The sequence below is a fragment of the Peribacillus sp. FSL E2-0159 genome (assembly GCF_038643155.1).
Classification (GTDB): domain Bacteria; phylum Bacillota; class Bacilli; order Bacillales; family DSM-1321; genus Peribacillus; species Peribacillus simplex.
Genome location: NZ_CP152053.1, coordinates 925,361 through 945,034, shown reverse-complemented (window position 1 = coordinate 945,034; position 19,674 = coordinate 925,361). Strand labels below are relative to the sequence as shown.

The window sequence follows — 19,674 nt, the reverse complement described above, 5'->3', positions numbered from 1 at the left end:
TCCTCGATTCTTTTTCCTCATTTTTTGCCTACCATCAATTAGCCATGGTGTCCATGTCCGCATTATCCTTTACATCTTGCTTTACCTCATTATTAGGGCTGAGGAAAGTAAGGGTAGTGATGACGACAAAACTAGTAGCGAGTCCGTATAGAATGGGTTGAGTGGAGGAAGGTCCATTAATGACCAATCCAACAATAATAACGATCATGCTAGCTAGAATGGAGTAGAATGCAGCTTTAGCCGTTACTCTCTTCCAAAAGAAGCCAAGAATGATCGGAAAGAACACAGCGCCTGATAAGATTGCGTAAGCTACATCCAGTGCAACTAAAATATCTTGTATCCATATCGAAACGATTATCGCCAATACACCAATCGTTAAAGTAGTATACCGTGATGTTTTTAAAAATTGTCGTTCACTCATTCCTGGACCGATATATTTTTTAATGATGTCATTAACAACTAAAGTGGATGAAGCGAGCAATGTTCCTGAAGCAGTGGACATTAGGGCTGAGGCCACACTTGCAATGACAACCCCCAATAGGCCAGCAGGTAGAGTTTCCATCGCTATACTAGTAAATGCATTTTGTGGATCTCCTAAATTAGGAAGAATAATAAAAGCGCACATTCCAATGATACTGATTGCAATAGCGTAAAAAACACTATATATTCCAGCTCCAACCGTTCCGCCCCGGGAGACCGCTTTGGTTCGTGCGGTAAATAGACGCTGCCAAATATCTTGGCCAACAACTACCCCTAAAGTAAAAAGTAAAAAATATTGAAAAATGGTCTCTCCGCCAATGTTAACTAACTCAAAATGTGATGCAGGGAGATTTTCTTTAAGCGAGCTCCACCCTCCTGCCTTAGAGATACTCATTGGGAGCATGATAAAGAAAATCCCGACCGTCATGATGACGAATTGCACGACATCAGTCATGGTGACAGACCACATTCCTCCTAATATTGTATAGAATAAAACGATTCCACCCCCGACTATCATGGAAACCGTTAAATTCCAACCAGCCAAAACATGTAATATCGTCCCCATCCCGATCACTTGCGTAACAGTCAGCATGAATGTATAGATAACCGAGACCAAGGCACTTACCAATCGCGTTTGAGAATTGTAACGCTTCTCAAGCATTTCACTGATCGTCAGTACTTTTAAATCAAATATCTTATTTGTTAAAAACAACCCGATAGCGATAATGCCGAGCCCGATCATCACCACTAGCCAAATACCGGATATCCCAAACTGATAACCTAACTTTGCTGTTCCTAGAGTAGAAGCACCCCCTAATATCACAGCAGCTAAACAGGATAAATACATAAAATGACCGAGATTACGTCCTGCTACAATGAAATCATCTGCTGTTTTTGCCCGTTTGGATCCGATTACTCCCACAATGATTAAAACAGAAAAATATAGAATCATGATCGATATATCCAAAATATGCATTTACACATCTCCTTTTGGGTTGTTTTTTTCTTATCGCTTTGTAAAGAGGGAAGGAATGGGTTTCACCGATTCCTTCCTTCTTTATAGTTAAATGAGGAAACTAGTTGTTAAACTGCGTTTCCAAATCTCCCACTCTCTCTTTTTTCTCCAGTTTCCCTTTTTTTGCGAGAGCGATGAGAGTGATGAATTCATAGACGATATTAGCGGCCGCGGCAGCCGTGATTTGCCCGTGATCGTATGATGGTAAAACCTCAACAAGATCGAATCCAACAAAATCTATATTCGTCAATCCTCTCACTAAGGCTAAAGCATCATCAATGCTGGCACCGGAAACTTCAGGGGTGCCCGTTCCTGGAGCATAGACCGGATCTAAAAAATCAATGTCAAAAGATAAAAACACCGGACCATCCGCAACACGTTCATGAATAACTCCTAGCATCTTTTCGACCCCGATACGTTTATAATCGTTTGTCGTATAAACACCCAAACCTAAATCCCGGGCATCCTGAAGATCTTCCGGTCCGTACAGACCACCCCTCATACCAATTTGAAGAGATCGCGATACATCGATGAGACCCTCTTCTATTGCGCGGCGAAAAACGGTTCCGTGATTATACTTTTGATCGAAATAACTATCCCAAGTATCAGAGTGAGCATCGAATTGAAGCAAGGCAACAGGTCCATGTTTTTTTACGATCGCACGTAACTCCCCTAGTGTAATGGAATGATCGCCTCCCAATGAAATGGGAATGATCCCCTTTTCAATGACGGGAGTAAGCTCTTCTTCGATCTTTTTATATGTTTCAGAAATATACCCCGGAATAATCGGAATATCCCCATAATCAATTCCTGATATATAGTCAAAAATATTAATATCTTGTTCTGGGTTATAAGGACGTAAAAGGATTGAAAAATCGCGAATGGCTTCTGGTCCGAATCTCGCACCCGTTCTAAATGATTGCCCGGAATCAAAAGGAATTCCCGTAATGACAAAATCCATATGTTCATCTATCTGTTCAACAAATGGGAGCCGCATAAACGTACGCACTCCACAAAAACGGGGTGATTTGAATGAATCTTTCGGTTGATACTTCATCATGTAACATCCTCCTAAATTCTAATTCTGCTATTATTATTTTTCACTCCACTGCAATTGCAGATGCCATACAAACTTCCATCTTTTCTAATAGAATGGATATATATAACACCCTTGAAAATTCCCTTCTTACCTTTTACATAAGCAAGATTCAGGCCAACTATTTCTCTGCAGTATATAAGGCTTTTCATTATTTTGTTTCATCAAATGATTAAAAACTTAATCATTTTCTTGGTTTTTAATTTAATTTTTGATTATTTAGACTTTTTGATTTATATTTTAATTAAATAGCATCCCAAAACCCAAAGGAGCGGAACTCATGTACGACGATATGCTGGAGGAAGAACTAAATAAGATTATTGAGACATCGAATAATAACATTCTCATTACCGATCAAGATGGAATCATTTTATATTCCAACCCAAAGCTTTGGGAGATTTATGGTATGGAAAGTGACTCTTATATCGGTACCTCTGTCTATCAACTAGAAAGCGAGGGACTTCTCACACCTTCCATCAATGCGATTGTTTTAAAAGAAAAGAAAGCGAAGCGCATAATGCAAGAAACAAAAACAGGTCATGTTGTCATGTCGACTGGTTATCCCATTTTTAATAAGGAAGGACATCTCGTTAGGGTAATCAGCTATGGTCAGGATCAAACCGAGATCCTGCAATTGCAGGATCAATTTGAGCAATTACAACGAAAAGTAAAAGGTTATCAAACGGAAGTCGAGGATTTAAGAGAAAGGGAACTGGATTACCATTATATGATTGCTAGAAGTAATGAAACGAAGCATATATTAAAAACGATCCATAATGTTGCAAAAACCGATGTCACGATTCTCTTATTAGGGCCTTCCGGGGTAGGGAAAACCACTTTTGCCCGTGCTGTTCATGACCAAAGCAACAGAAAGAAAGAACCTTTTATCGAAGTGAATTGCAGTACGATACCTGATAGTTTGTTTGAATCAGAAATATTCGGCTATGAGCCGGGATCATTTACAGGGGCAAATAAACAAGGAAGGCAGGGCCTGATTGAGCAGGCTGACAGCGGAACTCTTTTCTTGGATGAAATCGGGGAACTTCCACTTACCATGCAAGCTAAATTACTGAAAGTATTACAGGAAAAAAAGATAAAGCGCATCGGTGGAAAAAAAGATAACTATATTAACTTCCGCCTGGTTGCAGCAACTAATCAAGATTTGAAGGAGATGGTAAGTCAAGGTAAGTTTAGATTGGACTTATTTTACCGTTTGAATGTGATTCCCATCCAAATTCCGGCATTACATGAACGTAAAGAAGATATCCCTCTCTTAATTCAGTATTACTTACAGAAAATCAGTGATAAATACCAGAAATTCAAAAAAATTCATCCATCGACTTATGAAGTTTTGACTCATTATCATTGGCCCGGAAATATACGAGAATTAGAAAACTTAATTGAACGGTTAATCCTGACCATCGAAGAACAAATTATATTTCCCGAACACCTTCCGCAGTCCATCACCGGGCAAATAGAACAGCCTGAAGACTCCACCTTCTTGGCTATCGAACAGGAATGTGAAGAGAATTTCGATTTAAAGAAGACACTGGAAAAGGTTGAAAGGCAACTGATTGCAAAAGCATGGAAAAAATGTAAAACCACATACGAAATGGCAGAACATTTGGGCATCAGCCAGCCAACAGTCATCTATAAATTAAAGAAATACAAAAAATATTTGTAAATTCATCTGGACTAGAATCCCTGCAAACCTTGAATGGTCCTTAACCTTTAGTCATAGATGCTATTCAAGCTAAGAGCGCTTTTTGAAACCTTATAAGCCGGCAATTCAAGTGAAACCTATGATGATTATCCACAATACGGCCAATTAAAAAAGCCCTAAATACATTCCAAGGAAAAAAATCCATATTCAAGATGAATGGGATTCACAAATATCATTTACATATCCATATTATTAAGGTTAAAGATTTGCAGGCCTACATTAATTCAACCGAATGATTGTCAGTTACGCTCCTGCCCCATCTGTTAAGACAACGGTAGCCACTAGACCAAATATCTGAAGGAAGGTTGTATCACCTGCTGATAAATTTAAAATCACATCATTATTATAATTAGAAATCGCGACTGCTGGTGATATTATGGAGCTGGGAACAGGTTTAGCAACATTTAGAATCAACCTCGAACCAGCAAAGAAGTCCAGCGGTTGTATTTATTTGATACGTCAAATAATAAAGACCAGTAACCGGAACGGTAAACGTAGTGTTTCCTCCATTCACTGAAAATGACCCTGAATTTTGGTTACTTATAAGCGGTTGCCCCCACTTCTCCTGTTGGACCGGTTTCACCTGTTATTCCTGTCGCTCCATTTTCTCCGTTTGCTCCCATTATTCCAGTTGTACCAGTTTCCCGGGTGATCCAGTAGCTCTATTTATTTCCGTTGTTCCGGTTGCCCCCTGCTTTACAGACCCAATAATTCATACTATCAGAAATCCTCCTGGTATGTTTGGCCACCCCAAATGTGGTTTTTTCACATCTTAGTCGAAATGCAAAAAGGCTCCCATAAAAGGAAGCCATCCATTTACTAACATAGCAATATTGCCAAACTTTTTTATGCATTCAAGCTTTTTTCCAATTTGGAACCGCAAGATTCGCGGATGATCAACTCATCTTCCAGAACGAATTTTTTCTTTTCAATGGTTCCGCCTTTCATTAAGGTCAGCAATAAGTTCGTTGCCTTTTTCCCTATTTCGTACTTAGGCTGGTCAATGGTCGTTATATGAGGATTAAAAATCGATGCTATTTTCAAATTATCAAAACCAACGACAGCTATATCCTCGGGAACGCTCAACCCATGATCCTGGATCGCCTTTACAGCTCCCAGCGCCATTTCATCATTAAAAACAAACACTGCTTCAGGCTTGTTTTCCAGCGATAATAACTTCACCATCTGGTCATAACCTGAGTCAATGCCATAATCCCCTTCCTGGATGAATTCCGGGTTGACTTTCAAATGATGATTCTTCATTGCCTGCTGGAACCCCCCTAGGCGATCCCGGCTAAGAATGATGTTCATCGGCCCTGTTATATGGGCGATCCGTGTATGTCCAAGCTTGATTAAATGTTCCGTTACTTTTCTGGCACTGCTTACATTGTCGATCGATACAGTTGGAATGTCCAGTCCGTCCACGTATTCACATGCCAGTACAATCGGGAATTGATTCGATAGTTTTTCCAGGCTCTCCCTGTTCATTCTAGCAGTAAGGAGTAACGCTCCATCCGCCTGCTTTTTATATAGCAAATCGATGTATTCCTTTTCCCGCTCAATGTCGTTCTCCGTATCTCCCAATATAACCTGATAGCCATTTTCTACAGCTGTATGCTCAATGCCCCGAAGCACTTCGGAAAAAAAGGGCCTTGTTATATCCGGAACGACGACCAGAATGATCTTCGTCTCTTTCGTCCTAAACTGACTGGCAATCATGTGAGGCTTGTAATTCATCTCTTCAATCACCTGCAGCACCTTTTGTTTGGTATCCTCGCTGACTAAGTCCGGCTGTCTGAGCACTCTTGAAACGGTTGCAGGAGATACGTTGGCCAATTTAGCCACATCGCTCATTTTCATACTATTATCTCCACCTGCCTATTTCTTTTTATGATTTTCATTAAGTTCATTATAAAGTAATTTAGACTTCATGTTAAAATATCGAATTCTCTAGGCAACGTTTCTTTCAAAACATTCATGGATTTTTAATTCATTTAAAAATTGCTTTCGTTTTGCGGCACTGCCAAGAAGTCCATCAAGATCGAGATGTGGAGCATCCGACCAATTGGCATCCAAGCTCCAGTGTCTCAATTTCCTGATCCACACACGTATCCTGCAACTCTTCAAATGGCATGTAACCTAAAATATCAGTAACTTAACCAACCTTCATAAGTATTCCTCCTTTATTAAACTAGCATCCCTTTCACATCGCTTAGTTCAATTTCAAATTATGTTTTGTTGCTTTCCTTTCAAGGCGACTCCATACAATCATAAAGAACACAGCGGTTGCACCTAATGATCCAGCGAAATAAAATCCTGCAGAAATACCTAAATATGAAATCAATAATCCTGCAATGAAAGGTCCCGCAAACATACCAATCGCGTAGATTGCTTGATATGCCCCCATGGCCGTTGCCCTTTTTTCAAGGGGAATCGACTCCACCGCCATTCCTAAAAATAATGGAAAAAGAATGCCTAATGAGAATCCATTCAATCCTTGAATCAGAAAAAGCATTCCTTTTGTATCTATCATTGGCATACATATTGTAAAAATGGCAGTTAGTCCGAAAGCTAGTTTCAGTAACCTCCATTGTCCGAATAATGGTACGAATATTTTACCGCTAAGCATGGTGGCGATGGCATGTGGAAGCATGAATGAAAAGATGACCATGCTGATTTCATCAGTCTGGAGCCCAATCTTTAAAGCAAATGCCGGGGTAAAACCGAACATTGTCGTGAAGATGATGCCATGTGCAAGAATGGATAGAAATGATACTTTTAATAGCGCCGGTTCAAGCATGACTGATACCAGTTCTTTCAATTGAATAGGCTCTTTCTGAAAATCTTCGTTCGATTCATAAATAAAAAGTGAAAGGACGATACCAACGAAACCGATAATTCCCCCCATCCAAAAAGGCGCGTGCCATCCCCATAGATCGACAATGTATCCGCTGATTGCCATTCCAAGCAGCTGTGCCAGAACCACAGCTAACGAGATACTGCCCATCGCTCTGTGAAGATCACGTTCTGAAAAATAGCTGGAAAATAAAATGGTGAACGCTACCCAAGTTGCGGCGGCAACTCCAGCTAACGAGCGGGCCAAAAGGATCCAGCCTAAACTATCGGCCCATGCAAATGTCACGCAACTCAAAGTACTCACGACCATTCCAAAGATAATAAAAGGTTTTCTTACTTTTATAAGGTCGGAATAAATCCCGAACGGAAGCCTGAAAAGAAATTGCATCAACCCATAACTGCCTAATACCAGGCCGATAAATGTATAATCCCCTCCAATCGTCTCAAGGTAAGGAGACAAAATGGGAATATAAATGAAATTTGAAAACCAAAAAATAAATGAGAGCACTAAAAATAAAAATCTATTTCGTGCGGTATGTAACAAAGTCATCGCAACACTTCCTCTGACCAGCGAGCTATTTTTTCACCAATGGCACCTCATGCAAAAAGTAATAATATACAAAAAGGTGCCCGCAACGTAATTGGGAACACCTTTTCATTCTTAAGCCTTTCCACTTGTATTGAACTCTGCCATTTTCCTTTTCACTACGGAGATGATAGCTTCTTTCGCTGGTGTGACGATGGCGCGAGGCTCGTATACTTTTCCTTCAACGGCCAATACTTCCCGAATCGTTTTTGCCCACACTTGTATGCTTTCGGTATTGACATTTATTTTAGCGTGTCCAAGTTCAATTGCTTTTTTGATTTGGTGCAGTGGAATACCAGAACCTCCGTGTAAGACGAGGGGCACATCCGTCATGTTCGAAATTAATTCCATTTCCTCAAAACCGAGTTTAGGTTCTCCTTGATATGGACCATGAACGGAACCCAAAGCAGCCGCTAGTGCATCAATTTCCGTTTCTTTTACAATCCTACTGCATTCACGGGGATCTGCATATTGAATACCGCCGACGAGGCCATCTTCCGTCCCTCCGACTGTCCCCACTTCCGCCTCAACGGAAACGCCGCTCTTTTGGGCATAGTCGACAACCATTTTGGTGATTTCAATATTTACATCTATTGGATGATGGGAGCCATCGATCATGACCGATGTAAAACCCGCATCGATCGCTTTCTTGCAGCGTTCCACATCCATTCCATGATCAAGATGAAGGGCAACCGGAACCGTTATGTCCATTTCTTCCATAAGGCCTTTTACCATAGCCGCAATCGTTTTAAATCCGCCAAGATAATCAACAAGCCTGTCCGATGCCGCAAGTATGATCGGCGCTCGTTCCTCATTGGCAGCCTGTAAAAACGACTGGGCGAATGCCAAACCATTAATATTATATTGACCCACAGCATACCTTTCTGCTTTTGCTTTTAAAAGCATCTCACTCATTGATACTAAAGGCATTATTCATCACCCCCTTATTCCTGAGATTATCATGATCCACTTATAAGTTCTGTAGTGCAAAGTGCTTCGAAATAACTTGAATTGTCGTTTCTTTTGCGGTCTTAATGGCTTCTTCAGCATCTAGTTCATAATATTCTGGACGGAACAATTCCACAGAGGCAACGTCAGAATAACCAATTTCCTTCAAGATGGATAATATGCTGTCTAAATCTATGGCACCATGCCCAGGCCATACCCGATCTTCATCCGTCAAAAAGCCGATCGGAAAATCCTCTGTATCATCAATGTGTAAGATGAAGATTTTCTCCCCATCCGCTTTCTTCAAATCTTCCAAACTGGAACCCATAGCATGGAAGTGAAAACAGTCCAGCACCAACCCAACATTATCACGGTTGACTGTTTCAACGATATCGTATGCCTGTCCGAATGTATTCACAGTGCATTGCGGATGCCCGACAAATTCCACTGCAATTTTAACGCCAAACGGTTCAGCAATCTCGGATAGCTCAGCCAATACTTCCACACAGCTGTTTTTAATATCTTCTTTCAATATTTTCGCTTCCGTTACAAGCGGAACCGCCACCACATATTTCACACCCAATTTCTTTGCCATGATCATCATGTTTTTAAATTCGGCTATTATCGCCTTATGGCCGTCTTCATCTCGGTTATTAAAGAATACGAGGGCGTTGAAGGCAAGTGGTTTAATATGATTTGCGTTAAAAAATCCGGACAGGTCTTCAATAGAGTGCTCTTCCAAATACTCAGGCAATTTATCCATGGTACGGATTTCGATATAATCGTAACCATGTTTTTCACAGTTTTTGAGATCTTTGACCAAATTAGAATTTTCAAGTGTTGTCGCTTGGTTGAAACAAAGTTTCATTCTGTCAGCCTCCAATTCTTTCTGCTAAACCCAACCCGTCTCTCATTTTTTGAAGCATAAGCTTACTTGACCAGTCTGCTTTATCGATCCAAGCAAATACTGCATTTGTCGCGATGCCGTCAAAATTCATTTCTTTCAGTTTTTTGAAGATCGTATCAAAGTCAACTTCCGCTTCGCCGATGTTTAAATGCTGGTGGACGGTTGCCTCGACGCCTGGAGGATTGACGATATAACGGAGTCCGTTGGATGCTTTATGATTGAATGTATCTGCAAACAAGACGTGCTGCAGGCGATCCCCGGCAGAATCGAACATAGGGGCAATATCACCTTTGCCATCATCATAGAAAAATGTATGTGCGGTTGAATACACAAGGTTTATCCACGGACGGTCAAGGGCACGGATCATATCCATCGCTCCCTCATGCGTTTCGATGAAATCGAATGGGTGTGCCTGCAAATTCAGTTTAACACCTTCCCTTTCAAATACCGGGAGGAGTTCATCCATTGATTTAATGAATTTCTCTTCACAGATAACTTCATTGAATTTAGAACCGTTAAATTCACTATTCATCAAGTCAACATCCAATTCCACTGCCACTTCAATGGCACGTTTCCAATTACGGACAGCCGCCTGGCGCCTTTCCTCATCCGGACCGGCCCAGTAGTATAGCGGAAGCAAAGATGATATCTTCACACCTGCGTCACTACACCAGCGTTTCAAATTTTTAATCTGTTCCTTATCCACTTTAGGATATTTATAGAATGGGCAAAAATCTTCCCTCGGTGACAGTTCGATATATTCATAGCCAAGTTCCGCCGTTTTATCGACCATTTCTTTTAATGATAAATTGGCATACATTGTAGGATCCAAAGCTAGTTTCATTTTCGTTCCCCCTATAATTCATTTTAGTTTTCGATGCATAGTTACGTTTACTGTACAGTGATTTTTCCTGTGTAAAAAACGGGCTTCTCTTCTAGATCAACGGATTCTTTCTGTCCTGACTCTTGTGCTTTTACACAAGCATCAGCTGTTACAGCAGCAATGTATCCGTCCCATGAAGTCGGACCATTCGGCTGACCTGTCTTTATAATGGAATCTATGAAATCCTGTAATTCTATGTCATATGCATCCATAAAACGATCTTTCCAATCTACCAAAATATCCGTGCTCCGTTTTGCGCTTTTCCTTGTCACGATGCTCGCTGGTTCAGGAAGATATGCAACACCGTCCTCACCAATGACTTCACATTGGATATCATAGCCATATTTACAATTCACGAATACTTCAGCTTGAATGACAATCCCACTCTTCGTTTCCATTATGATGAGTTGGGGATCTTTTAAATTAGCATGCGCGCGGCTTGCTTTCTTCGGGTAAATGACTTGAACTGATTTGTAATCATCGCTGATTAACCAATGCAATACATCAATCTCATGAATCAATGTATCAACGACCGCCATTTCCGTCGTATATTTTTCATCCACTTCTGGATTGCGGTGTACGCAGCGGACCATGAGCGGCTCGCCAATTTCATTTCTATCGATGGCTTCTTTCAGTTGTACGTAACCGCTATCATAACGCCGCATAAAACCAACTTGAACTAAACGCTTCCCGTGTTTCATTTCCGCTTCGGCAATTCTCCTGCAGCCTTCCGCCGTTGTTGCCAGAGGCTTTTCACAGAATACATATTTGCCAGCTTCAATCGCATTCAATACGTTTTGCTCATGTGCAGGGCCCCAACTCGTAACAAGCACGGCATCGACATTTTCCGAGTTTACGAGTGATTGGTCATCCGGATATACAAGTGCCTCAAGTCCATATTGTTCCACGACCTGTTTTGCCGCCTCTTCATTCACATCGGTTACAGCCACAATTTTCCCTCCGGATAATTTGTCCGTAATTCTTTTAATATGCTCCCGGCCGATGGCACCCGTTCCTATTACACCAAAATTTAATGTCATGATCATATTCCTCCTTTTATGCATATCTGGTTTATTACTCTATAATTCTTAAATTATTTGTGTCATTTCCTTTGCAGGTTCTTTTCCATGATTGCGGAAATTTTGTTCAAGCTGTTCAAGTGTAAGTCCTCTCGTTTCCGGTAAACACTTTTTCACAAAGATGATAGCGACGATGCCTAAAGCGAAAAAGATATAGAATGTTGTAGACAATCCGACTTTATCTAATAAAACCGGGAATGTTAAGCCGATTAGAAAGTTCACGCCCCAAAGGAAAAATACGGTGACACCCATACCAAGACCACGTACCTGAAGCGGGAAGATCTCTGAAAGCATCAACCAGGTAACCGGTGAAATGGCTCCCTGCTGAAAGGCAAGGAAAGTGACTGTCAAGGACAAAACGATATAGGGAAGAGTAACCGTTCCTTCGAGAAGGGAAGATAAGACGCCAATCAAAAGCAATGTGGTCGTAGTCCCGATCAAACCGGTTAAGAGCATTGGACGGCGCCCGATTTTACCAAGCAGCCAGATACCTAAAACCGTTGCCAAAACAGAAATGATACCGTTTGCAATATTCCCGATCAAAGCAGCTTTTGTCTCAAACCCCGCATCCTTTAAAATTTGGGTACCATAGTACATGATCGAATTAACGCCCGTTATTTGCTGAACAATGGCAATCCCGATTCCAAGAAAGACGATTCTCCGTATCCATGGGACGGTCAAATCTTTATATGTAGCCTTTTTAACATGGTTCTCCTCATCGAATGTCGCTTTGATTCCCTGAAATTCCGATTCTGCCTCATCCATTTTACGTATTCTCTTCAAAACTTTCAGGGCCTCTTCATTTTTGTTCTTGGACACAAGCCACCTTGGACTTTCAGGCAACCTGATCATGCCAAAGAAAAGAAGTATGGCTGGAAGTGATGCTATTGCCAGCATGTAACGCCAAACATGTGAACTGTCACCCATCGTTGTCCCTAGAATGGCATTGAAGATGAATGCAAGCAGCTGTCCGCTAACAATCATCAATTCATTTTGGGTGACGATTCGGCCGCGTCGTTCAGCAGGAGACATTTCCGCCAAATAAGTAGGAACGGTTACTGACGCCCCGCCTACCGCAATGCCGAGTAAAAAACGGCAAGCAATCATGACCGTAACATTCGGTGCAAACGTGCATCCAAGGGTGGAAAAGAAAAAAAGCACCGAAAGAAAAAGAATGTTTTTTCGGCGGCCCGCATAATCTGAAAGCCTGCCTCCCAGAAACGCTCCAAGTGCCGCGCCTAAAAGAAGTGAACTGGCAACAAGTCCTTGCGTAAGTGAATTGAGGTTAAGTTGATCCGCCTCGGACATGAACGGCAAAGCTCCATTAATGACACCAGTATCATATCCGAACAAAAGACCGCCTAACGTCGAGATAATAATAATCTTGCGTAAGAATGCCATTTGATTTCCATCATTACTCAAGTTAATCACTTCTTTCCGGTTTTTAATCTTGAACTAGGAGCAGCCTGTCATTTATATACTTGCGAGCGATTAATGCGTATTCCAATGGATGGGCAACGGACGGATCTTGTTCCGCTTCTACTACAATCCAGTCTTTATAATGATTTTCCAGTAATGTATGGTAAGCTTCCACAAAGTCAATGCAGCCGTCACCAGGCACCGTGAACATGCCGACTAAAAAAGATTCTTGAAATGATTTTTTCTCTTTCCTGCACTGCTCCAGCACGTCATGCCTTACATCCTTGAAATGAACGTGCCCAATGCGGTCGATATGCTTTTGCAGAAGGGACATGCAATCGCCATCCGATACATAAATATGTCCAGTATCATATAACAGATGCACACTCTTTTCGGTATTTTCCATAAGGCGGTCTATTTCACTTAGTGTCTGGACCCCTGTCCCCATATGGTGGTGATACACCAGTTTTAAGTTGTAAAGTCCAGCAATATCCCCTAGCCGATTCAGGCCCGTACACAATATTCCCCATTCTTCATCAGTAAAGTGGGGCTTTTCCTTAAATACATCGTACCTTCCGCCTTGGATACTGTAAGTCTGTTCGGATACTACCGCTACATCTCCATCGACAGCCTGTAAATATTTGCAGTGTTCATGGAAATCCCGTTCTGTTTTTTCGATGCCATCACGGATTATGAAACTGCTGAACCACTGACCGGCTATTTTTAAGTTCCGAAGCCGCAGCTCTTTATTCAGGACCGCCGGTTCCGGGAAGAACCCCCCTACTTCGGTCCCCTGAAATCCTGCCACGACAATATCGCTTAAAAGGTGGGATAAGGTGTTTTCAGCCCCGATTTCCGGAATGTCATCATTCCGCCAGCCAATTGGGGCAATCCCCCAAGAAATCTCCTGCATTTTTGACTTCCCCCTTTTAATATTGTTTGGCCTTTTTTAATTTCTCTTGTCTCGCTTCATATGCCATTTGTATACTTTTCCGTTCCGAGACCTCTGCCACGCCAACATTCCACCAGGAGTCATAACCATCCGACATCGTTTTCGGCAGAACCTTCATTTCTATTAATGTAGATGCGGATTGATTCTTTGCATCCTCCAATGCGGCTTTCAGCTCATCGACTGTATTGGCCCGATAAGTTTTGGCTCCGTACCCTTCCGCCACTTTTGCGTAATCAATATTCATGATTTGGTTATCATGTGTTCTGAACTCACAGCAATATGTTCCGCTGCCATTCTCCATTTGCAGATTGTTGATGCAGCCGAAGCCTGAATTATCAAACAATATTATGTTGATTTTATGATTATATTGGATGGCTGTGATCAATTCCGAATGAAGCATCAGAAAACTGCCGTCCCCAACCATTGCATAGACTTCCCGGTCTGGATGGGCAAGCTTAGCCCCTAATGTTCCTGCAATTTCGTAGCCCATGCAGGAGAATCCATATTCAAGATGGTACGTATTTGGCACGCTTGAATGCCAGAGGCGCTGCAAGTCACCCGGAAGTGATCCGGCTGAACCGACCACTACACTTTCCTGATCGACCGTATCGTTTATAGCGATCATCGCAGTAGATTGGGCCAATTCAGTTTTCAATGCATCCGAGTATTCATTCAAAACTTGCTGTGAAAACTGGCTTTTGATTTCAGGCGTGAAATTTTCACGGCTGAAAGTCACTTTACTTAAACGGTCACGTTCAATGAGCCACTCTTCTTTCCATTCCTTAAGCGACTCTCCATATTCCGTTTCATATCCCACCAGTAACTCTTCAAGTTTTTCAAGCGCCACTTTTGCATCGGCGACGACTTGAAAACCATCTAATTTATAGGTTTGAAGGCGGCTGACGTTAATGTTCAAAAACTTTGTCCTTTCAAAATCAAATGCAGTTTTGGAAGAAGTCGTAAAGTCCGTATAGCGGGTCCCGACACCAATTACGAGATCTGCCTGGCGGGCAGCCTTATTGGCAGCCATCGTACCGAGAATGCCGACTCCCCCCAAATTCTTAGGAAAAGATGATTCCACCGTCGATTTACCGGCCTGTGTTTCCACAAGTGGAATGTTATGCTTTTCCGCCAGCTTCATCAAAATATCCCGAGCTCCGGAATATCTTGCTCCGCCACCGACGATGATGATCGGCTTCTTACTTGCTCTAATTCTATCGGCAGCTCCTAACAGTTCCCGTTCAACCGGAGCTTTCCGATCTAAATAATGGACTCGTTTTTGAAAAAAATGTTCATCAAAATCGAATGCTTCCCCTTCTACATCCTGTGAGATGCATATCGTCGCTGGCCCGGCTTTCCCGGGATCGGTCATCACCTCGAAGGCCCGGATCAGACTGGACATGAGCTGCTCAGGGCGAGTGACGCGATCCCAATATCTTGATACTGCCAGAAAAGCGTCATTTGTGGTGATGGCCGTACTATGCTCATGCTCAAGTTGCTGAAGAACCGGATCCGGCTGACGTGTCGCAAATGTATCAGCAGGAAGTAAGAGGACAGGAATATTGTTGGCAAGTGCAGTCCCCGCCGCAGCTATCAAGTTTGCCGAGCCTGGACCGGCAGATGTAGTGACGGCATAAATTTTCCTTCGTAGCATTTCCCGGCTGTAGGCGATTGCTGCGTGTGCCATCCCTTGCTCATTCTTTCCTTGGATAACTTTCAAGTGGCCAGCGTCCTGTTCGAGTGCCTGACCAATACCAACGACATTCCCATGGCCGAATACATTAAATATCCCTTCTACAAATGGAGACTCCTCACCATCAACATGAATGTACTGCTGATTTAAAAACCTGATTAAAGCCTGGGCTGTCGTCAACCTCACTGTTCCCATCTTCTGTTCACCCCTCAATGTAGATAAATTCCTTACACGCGTTCGGCAATCAAACCCTCGATTTCTTCTGCAACGGGCATCGCCTCGGATGAGCTGTGCTTGCTTACTACTATGGAAGCGGAAGCACTGCCAAACTTCAAAGCGCTTTCAATCCCTTTGCCGCTCACTAACGCATATAAGAAAGCTGAAGCATATGAATCCCCTGCGCCGAATGTTTTCAATACTTTCGTTTTATAGGACTTCGCTTTAAAAACGTCGCCTGATTTGGCATAGGCATATGAACCCTCGACGCCGTGTTTGATGACCACCAGTTCTGCGGAATGTTTTAACAAGTAACGGACGGTTTCTTCATTTGTGCCTTTTTCGGTATTTTCCATTACATCATATTCATCACGCGTGCCAATCAAAATGTCTGATTGCTCTGCGACTAACGAATAGTAAACGGAGGTTTCTTCAATGGAATTCCATGTATAAGGACGGTAATCCAATTCAAATACGACTTTTACATCATTTCTTTTTGCAAGGCTGACGGCTTTTAAAACTGCCTCACGTGATGGGCTTTTTGCTAAAGCCGTCCCTGAAACCAATAGGATCTTTGATTTTTTGATATATTCTTCAGCCACTTCCGAAGGTGCTAAATGAAGGTCGGCTACATTATCCCGATACATCAGGATACTGCATTCTTCAGGACTTTTAATTTCCGTGAAGGCGAGTCCCGTTTTATGCCCTTCTTGATCGATTACCATATTCGATGTATCAACACCTGCCTCACGCATATAACGCTCGATGAAACGGCCGTGCTGATCATCTGCAAGCTTACCGATGAATCCGACTTTCAAGCCTAATTTTGCACTTCCGATGGCAACATTGGCAGGTGAACCGCCAACGTATTTTGTGAATGTCATGGTCTCTTCCATCGGACGGTTATATTCATTGGCATTCAAATCGATGCAGGCACGGCCAATGGCAATCAAGTCAAATTCCTTATTGAGATTAAAAGTATAGTTCATCCGGTTAACAGCTCCTTTTCCTTTAACGATTCAGGATCCACTCATGATCGGGATCATTGTAGAATTTCCATGTCCTTGTCGGACCGGCCATGACATTCAAGTAATAAGATTCATAACCGTCAGGCACCCCTACCGGATGATAACCGGCCGGTACAAGAACGACATCACCGTTTTCGACGGACATGGTCTCGTCGATCGAACGGTCATCTGTATATACTCGCTGAAAGACGAATCCTTGAGGCGGGTTCATTTCATGATAATAGGACTCTTCCAATAATGACTCATTTGGTAAGTTATCCCGATCATGTTTATGCGGAGGATAGCTCGACCAGTTTCCGCTTTCTGTATACACTTCAACCACCAGAAGGCTATTCGCATACGGAGCTGAATCCGGTAATATATTATGCACCAGCCGCTTATTGCTCAAAATGCCCCTATGTTCCACGTCAACATCTCCCGCTTTAATCCATTTAGTCGGAAGTTGCTTATCAGAAGGCGAATAACACAGCGCCACTCTGGCCTTGGTTACCGCTTCCAATTCAAAACCACTATCATTTGACACGTAAATGCTATCAGTCGGCACTTTATCAAATACACTATCGCGTGTGCCCAAGTCATGGTATACATCTTCACCTACAGTCACATTGATTTTTCCCGTAAGAGCGACAATGCAGCATTCTTTCTCGATTAAAGATTCTGAATATTTAGCACCAGGAGTCAACTCCACTATTTTGAATTCAACAAATTCTAAAGGGGAATTTCCTTTCGTAACCGCTTGAACGACTGTAACACCTTCAGCGACCTCTTGTTTTTCCGGTTTTTGAAGCAGTTTACTCATATTTACCTCCTTGTTTTTCAAAAAATCCGGCCCGTATCCAAACGGGCCATCTTGCAATATCTTTTGCGTTTACTTATTTCACGTAGCGTGCAGTCACCATTTTTTTACGAGTATAGAACTCCACACCGTCGGTTCCATTTGCATGAAGATCACCATAGAATGAATCTTTATATCCAGAGAATGGGAAGAATGCCATAGGTGCAGGAACACCCACGTTTATGCCCAACATCCCGGCATGGATTGTTTCACGGAATTGACGTACATCAGCAGCACTATCCGTATAAAGGCAAGCCCCGTTTGCCAATGCTGAAGCATTCGCAATCTCAACGGCTTCCGTTAAATCTTTGGCGCGGACAACGGAGAGCACTGGTGCAAAAATTTCATCTTGCCAGATTTTCATTTCCTGTGTCACATGATCAAAAATCGTAGCTCCGAGGTAATATCCATTGCCGCTTACTGCCTCGTCTTTACGGCCATCGCGTACAAGGGTCGCACCTTGAGATATTCCTGATTCGATGTAATCGATGGTCCTCTTCCTAGCTCCTTCCCGGATCACCGGTCCAAGAAAAACACCGTCATCCAGACCATTACCGATCGTAATGGCATCAGCTGCCTGTTTCAATTTTTCAACTAACTCGTCCGCTACACTTTCTTCTACGACAACAACCGCAGCGGCCATGCAACGCTCACCGGCAGACCCAAAAGCCGCACTTGTTATTTCCTTGGCCGTCATATCAAGATTGGCATCTTTCAAGACAATCGAATGATTTTTCGCACCCGCAAGAGCCTGGACGCGCTTCAAGTTAGCTGTGCCTGTTTTATATACATATTCTGCCACTGGCTGTGAACCGACGAAGGAGATAGCTTTCACATCTTTATGCTCCAGAAGCCCATTAACCACATCATGTGCTCCATTTACAATGTTCAAAACTCCTTTAGGAAGACCTGCTTCCTCAAAAAGCTCAACAATGCGTGCTGCAAGCAAAGGTGTACGTTCAGATGGCTTTAACACGAATGTATTGCCACATGCGATTGCAAGCGGGAACATCCAGCAAGGGACCATCATCGGAAAGTTAAATGGGGTGATACCGCCGATTACACCAATTGGGTAACGGTACATACCCGATTCAATGTTTGTCGCGATATCCGGAAGCTGCTTGCCCATCATCAGCGTAGGTGCACCCGCCGCAAACTCGACACACTCAATGCCCCGCTGTACTTCACCAATCGATTCCGATAGGCTTTTACCATTTTCGATAGTGACCAGTTTAGCGAGTTCTTCCCAATTTTCCACAAGTAGCTGCTGATATTTGAACAATATGCGAGCCCGTTTCGGGACAGCGACCTGCGACCATTTTTTAAAAGCCTCATCCGCCACTTGAACCGCACGATCCACATCTTCCCTAGTTGAAAGTGGCACCTCGGCAATCGCCTCACCAGTTGCAGGGTTGAACACGATTTCTGTTTCCTTTGAAGTGGATTCAATCCACTCACCATTTATATAATTTTTTAATTTTTTCACCTCATGTGTTACTGATGACATGTTTTTTCCTCCTTAAAATAAAGTATTATGCTAGATCATCAAGCCATTTCTAAAAAGTATTGATATCGATACCAAATGAAATCGATTTCATTTGATTTTGGAGAAAATTCATCCAGGTTTCTTTCTAGGATCATTCAGTTTTTCTAGCTCAATCCCAATACCAAGCCATCATAAAGCTGCGAATGAAATCGATTTCATTTCTTTCAGGAGTTCCACCTGAACAAAAAAGGTGAAGACCAATCCAGGCTAACGAATATCTAATCATCCTTAAACATGAAATAGTTCATGACTATTCGCACTTCGACTTCTGAGTATAGCTTGTCCATAATCGCTTCCGGGATGAAATCGATTTCATTTACTTTATAAGGAAATACTACAATGAATTTTTTTCCCTGTAAACACTTTTTTTGGATTTTTTATAATATTCTCTCTTCTTCACACTTCAAATCAT

18 protein-coding genes are annotated in these 19,674 nt (G+C 42.3%); 1 reads left to right on the top strand and 17 read right to left on the bottom strand.

All coding sequences use genetic code 11. From position 1 onward, the window contains the following. Window positions 1–34: 34 nt before the first annotated feature. Together NYE63_RS04765 and speB are read right to left on the bottom strand one after the other, a co-directional pair. Window positions 35–1,456, bottom strand: a complete 1,422-nt coding sequence (locus tag NYE63_RS04765) for a sodium:solute symporter (protein WP_342604267.1) — start codon at window positions 1,454–1,456, stop codon at window positions 35–37. 100 nt (window positions 1,457–1,556) lie between these two features. Further along, the gene (speB, locus tag NYE63_RS04760) at window positions 1,557–2,555 is read right to left on the bottom strand and encodes an agmatinase (protein ID WP_342604266.1); all 999 of its coding nucleotides are present in this window, start codon (window positions 2,553–2,555) and stop codon (window positions 1,557–1,559) included. Window positions 2,556–2,871: 316 nt separating this feature from the next. Between speB and NYE63_RS04755 the strand changes: the two genes are divergently transcribed. After that, window positions 2,872–4,275 carry a sigma 54-interacting transcriptional regulator gene (locus NYE63_RS04755; RefSeq protein WP_342604265.1) on the top strand — a complete coding sequence of 468 codons (1,404 nt, stop codon included), beginning with the start codon at window positions 2,872–2,874 and terminating at the stop codon, window positions 4,273–4,275. Between the two features lie 282 nt (window positions 4,276–4,557). Here NYE63_RS04755 and NYE63_RS04750 read toward each other — a convergent pair whose 3' ends face one another. The 15 genes from NYE63_RS04750 to NYE63_RS04680 all read right to left on the bottom strand — a co-directional run bounded on the left by NYE63_RS04750 (window position 4,558) and on the right by NYE63_RS04680 (window position 19,223). Further along, window positions 4,558–4,728, bottom strand: coding sequence for a hypothetical protein (locus tag NYE63_RS04750; RefSeq protein WP_342604264.1), 171 nt, complete (start codon window positions 4,726–4,728; stop codon window positions 4,558–4,560). Next, complete coding sequence (locus NYE63_RS04745; RefSeq protein ID WP_342605681.1) at window positions 4,709–4,828, bottom strand: hypothetical protein; 120 nt, start codon at window positions 4,826–4,828, stop codon at window positions 4,709–4,711. Before NYE63_RS04745 ends, NYE63_RS04750 begins: the two co-directional genes overlap by 20 nt. A 332-nt stretch (window positions 4,829–5,160) precedes the next feature. Continuing rightward, window positions 5,161–6,174 (bottom strand): LacI family DNA-binding transcriptional regulator, encoded by a 1,014-nt coding sequence (locus tag NYE63_RS04740; protein WP_342604263.1) that lies wholly within the window; start codon window positions 6,172–6,174, stop codon window positions 5,161–5,163. 90 nt (window positions 6,175–6,264) lie between these two features. Beyond that, window positions 6,265–6,405, bottom strand: a complete 141-nt coding sequence (locus NYE63_RS04735; RefSeq protein WP_342604262.1) for a hypothetical protein — start codon at window positions 6,403–6,405, stop codon at window positions 6,265–6,267. Window positions 6,406–6,526: 121 nt separating this feature from the next. Next, window positions 6,527–7,720 (bottom strand): MFS transporter, encoded by a 1,194-nt coding sequence (locus NYE63_RS04730; protein WP_342604261.1) that lies wholly within the window; start codon window positions 7,718–7,720, stop codon window positions 6,527–6,529. Between the two features lie 111 nt (window positions 7,721–7,831). Continuing rightward, window positions 7,832–8,686, bottom strand: a complete 855-nt coding sequence (fba, locus tag NYE63_RS04725; RefSeq protein WP_342604260.1) for a class II fructose-1,6-bisphosphate aldolase — start codon at window positions 8,684–8,686, stop codon at window positions 7,832–7,834. A 40-nt stretch (window positions 8,687–8,726) separates the two neighbouring features. Then, a complete protein-coding gene (gene iolI / locus NYE63_RS04720; RefSeq protein WP_342604259.1) occupies window positions 8,727–9,572 on the bottom strand; it encodes a 2-keto-myo-inositol isomerase in 846 nt (281 codons plus the stop codon). Window positions 9,573–9,576: 4 nt separating this feature from the next. After that, window positions 9,577–10,455, bottom strand: a complete 879-nt coding sequence (locus NYE63_RS04715) for a sugar phosphate isomerase/epimerase (RefSeq protein ID WP_053533868.1) — start codon at window positions 10,453–10,455, stop codon at window positions 9,577–9,579. 47 nt (window positions 10,456–10,502) lie between these two features. Continuing rightward, on the bottom strand, window positions 10,503–11,534 hold the full coding sequence (locus NYE63_RS04710) for a Gfo/Idh/MocA family oxidoreductase (protein ID WP_342604258.1): 1,032 nt from the start codon (window positions 11,532–11,534) through the stop codon (window positions 10,503–10,505). A gap of 48 nt (window positions 11,535–11,582) precedes the next feature. Then, on the bottom strand, window positions 11,583–13,001 hold the full coding sequence (locus NYE63_RS04705; RefSeq protein ID WP_342605680.1) for a sugar porter family MFS transporter: 1,419 nt from the start codon (window positions 12,999–13,001) through the stop codon (window positions 11,583–11,585). Between the two features lie 16 nt (window positions 13,002–13,017). Further along, complete coding sequence (gene iolE / locus NYE63_RS04700; protein WP_342604257.1) at window positions 13,018–13,905, bottom strand: myo-inosose-2 dehydratase; 888 nt, start codon at window positions 13,903–13,905, stop codon at window positions 13,018–13,020. Window positions 13,906–13,921: 16 nt separating this feature from the next. Next, window positions 13,922–15,832, bottom strand: a complete 1,911-nt coding sequence (gene iolD, locus NYE63_RS04695; RefSeq protein WP_342604256.1) for a 3D-(3,5/4)-trihydroxycyclohexane-1,2-dione acylhydrolase (decyclizing) — start codon at window positions 15,830–15,832, stop codon at window positions 13,922–13,924. Window positions 15,833–15,864: 32 nt separating this feature from the next. Then, on the bottom strand, window positions 15,865–16,842 hold the full coding sequence (iolC, locus tag NYE63_RS04690) for a 5-dehydro-2-deoxygluconokinase (RefSeq protein WP_342604255.1): 978 nt from the start codon (window positions 16,840–16,842) through the stop codon (window positions 15,865–15,867). A gap of 22 nt (window positions 16,843–16,864) precedes the next feature. After that, window positions 16,865–17,680 carry a 5-deoxy-glucuronate isomerase gene (iolB, locus tag NYE63_RS04685; protein WP_342604254.1) on the bottom strand — a complete coding sequence of 272 codons (816 nt, stop codon included), beginning with the start codon at window positions 17,678–17,680 and terminating at the stop codon, window positions 16,865–16,867. 73 nt (window positions 17,681–17,753) lie between these two features. Further along, window positions 17,754–19,223: a CoA-acylating methylmalonate-semialdehyde dehydrogenase gene (locus NYE63_RS04680; RefSeq protein WP_342604253.1), complete on the bottom strand. Its 1,470-nt coding sequence runs from the start codon at window positions 19,221–19,223 to the stop codon at window positions 17,754–17,756. Window positions 19,224–19,674: the final 451 nt, after the last annotated feature.

What these genes read in the sequence shown, in the direction of transcription:
- NYE63_RS04765 (WP_342604267.1), bottom strand. Translation starts at nt 1,456, where the DNA reads ATGCATATTTTGGATATATCGATCATGATTCTATATTTTTCTGTTTTA.
- speB (WP_342604266.1), bottom strand. Translation starts at nt 2,555, where the DNA reads ATGATGAAGTATCAACCGAAAGATTCATTCAAATCACCCCGTTTTTGT.
- NYE63_RS04755 (WP_342604265.1), top strand. Translation starts at nt 2,872, where the DNA reads ATGTACGACGATATGCTGGAGGAAGAACTAAATAAGATTATTGAGACA.
- NYE63_RS04740 (WP_342604263.1), bottom strand. Translation starts at nt 6,174, where the DNA reads ATGAAAATGAGCGATGTGGCTAAATTGGCCAACGTATCTCCTGCAACC.
- NYE63_RS04730 (WP_342604261.1), bottom strand. Translation starts at nt 7,720, where the DNA reads ATGACTTTGTTACATACCGCACGAAATAGATTTTTATTTTTAGTGCTC.
- fba (WP_342604260.1), bottom strand. Translation starts at nt 8,686, where the DNA reads ATGCCTTTAGTATCAATGAGTGAGATGCTTTTAAAAGCAAAAGCAGAA.
- iolI (WP_342604259.1), bottom strand. Translation starts at nt 9,572, where the DNA reads ATGAAACTTTGTTTCAACCAAGCGACAACACTTGAAAATTCTAATTTG.
- NYE63_RS04715 (WP_053533868.1), bottom strand. Translation starts at nt 10,455, where the DNA reads ATGAAACTAGCTTTGGATCCTACAATGTATGCCAATTTATCATTAAAA.
- NYE63_RS04710 (WP_342604258.1), bottom strand. Translation starts at nt 11,534, where the DNA reads ATGACATTAAATTTTGGTGTAATAGGAACGGGTGCCATCGGCCGGGAG.
- iolE (WP_342604257.1), bottom strand. Translation starts at nt 13,905, where the DNA reads ATGCAGGAGATTTCTTGGGGGATTGCCCCAATTGGCTGGCGGAATGAT.
- iolD (WP_342604256.1), bottom strand. Translation starts at nt 15,832, where the DNA reads ATGGGAACAGTGAGGTTGACGACAGCCCAGGCTTTAATCAGGTTTTTA.
- iolC (WP_342604255.1), bottom strand. Translation starts at nt 16,842, where the DNA reads ATGAACTATACTTTTAATCTCAATAAGGAATTTGACTTGATTGCCATT.
- iolB (WP_342604254.1), bottom strand. Translation starts at nt 17,680, where the DNA reads ATGAGTAAACTGCTTCAAAAACCGGAAAAACAAGAGGTCGCTGAAGGT.
- NYE63_RS04680 (WP_342604253.1), bottom strand. Translation starts at nt 19,223, where the DNA reads ATGTCATCAGTAACACATGAGGTGAAAAAATTAAAAAATTATATAAAT.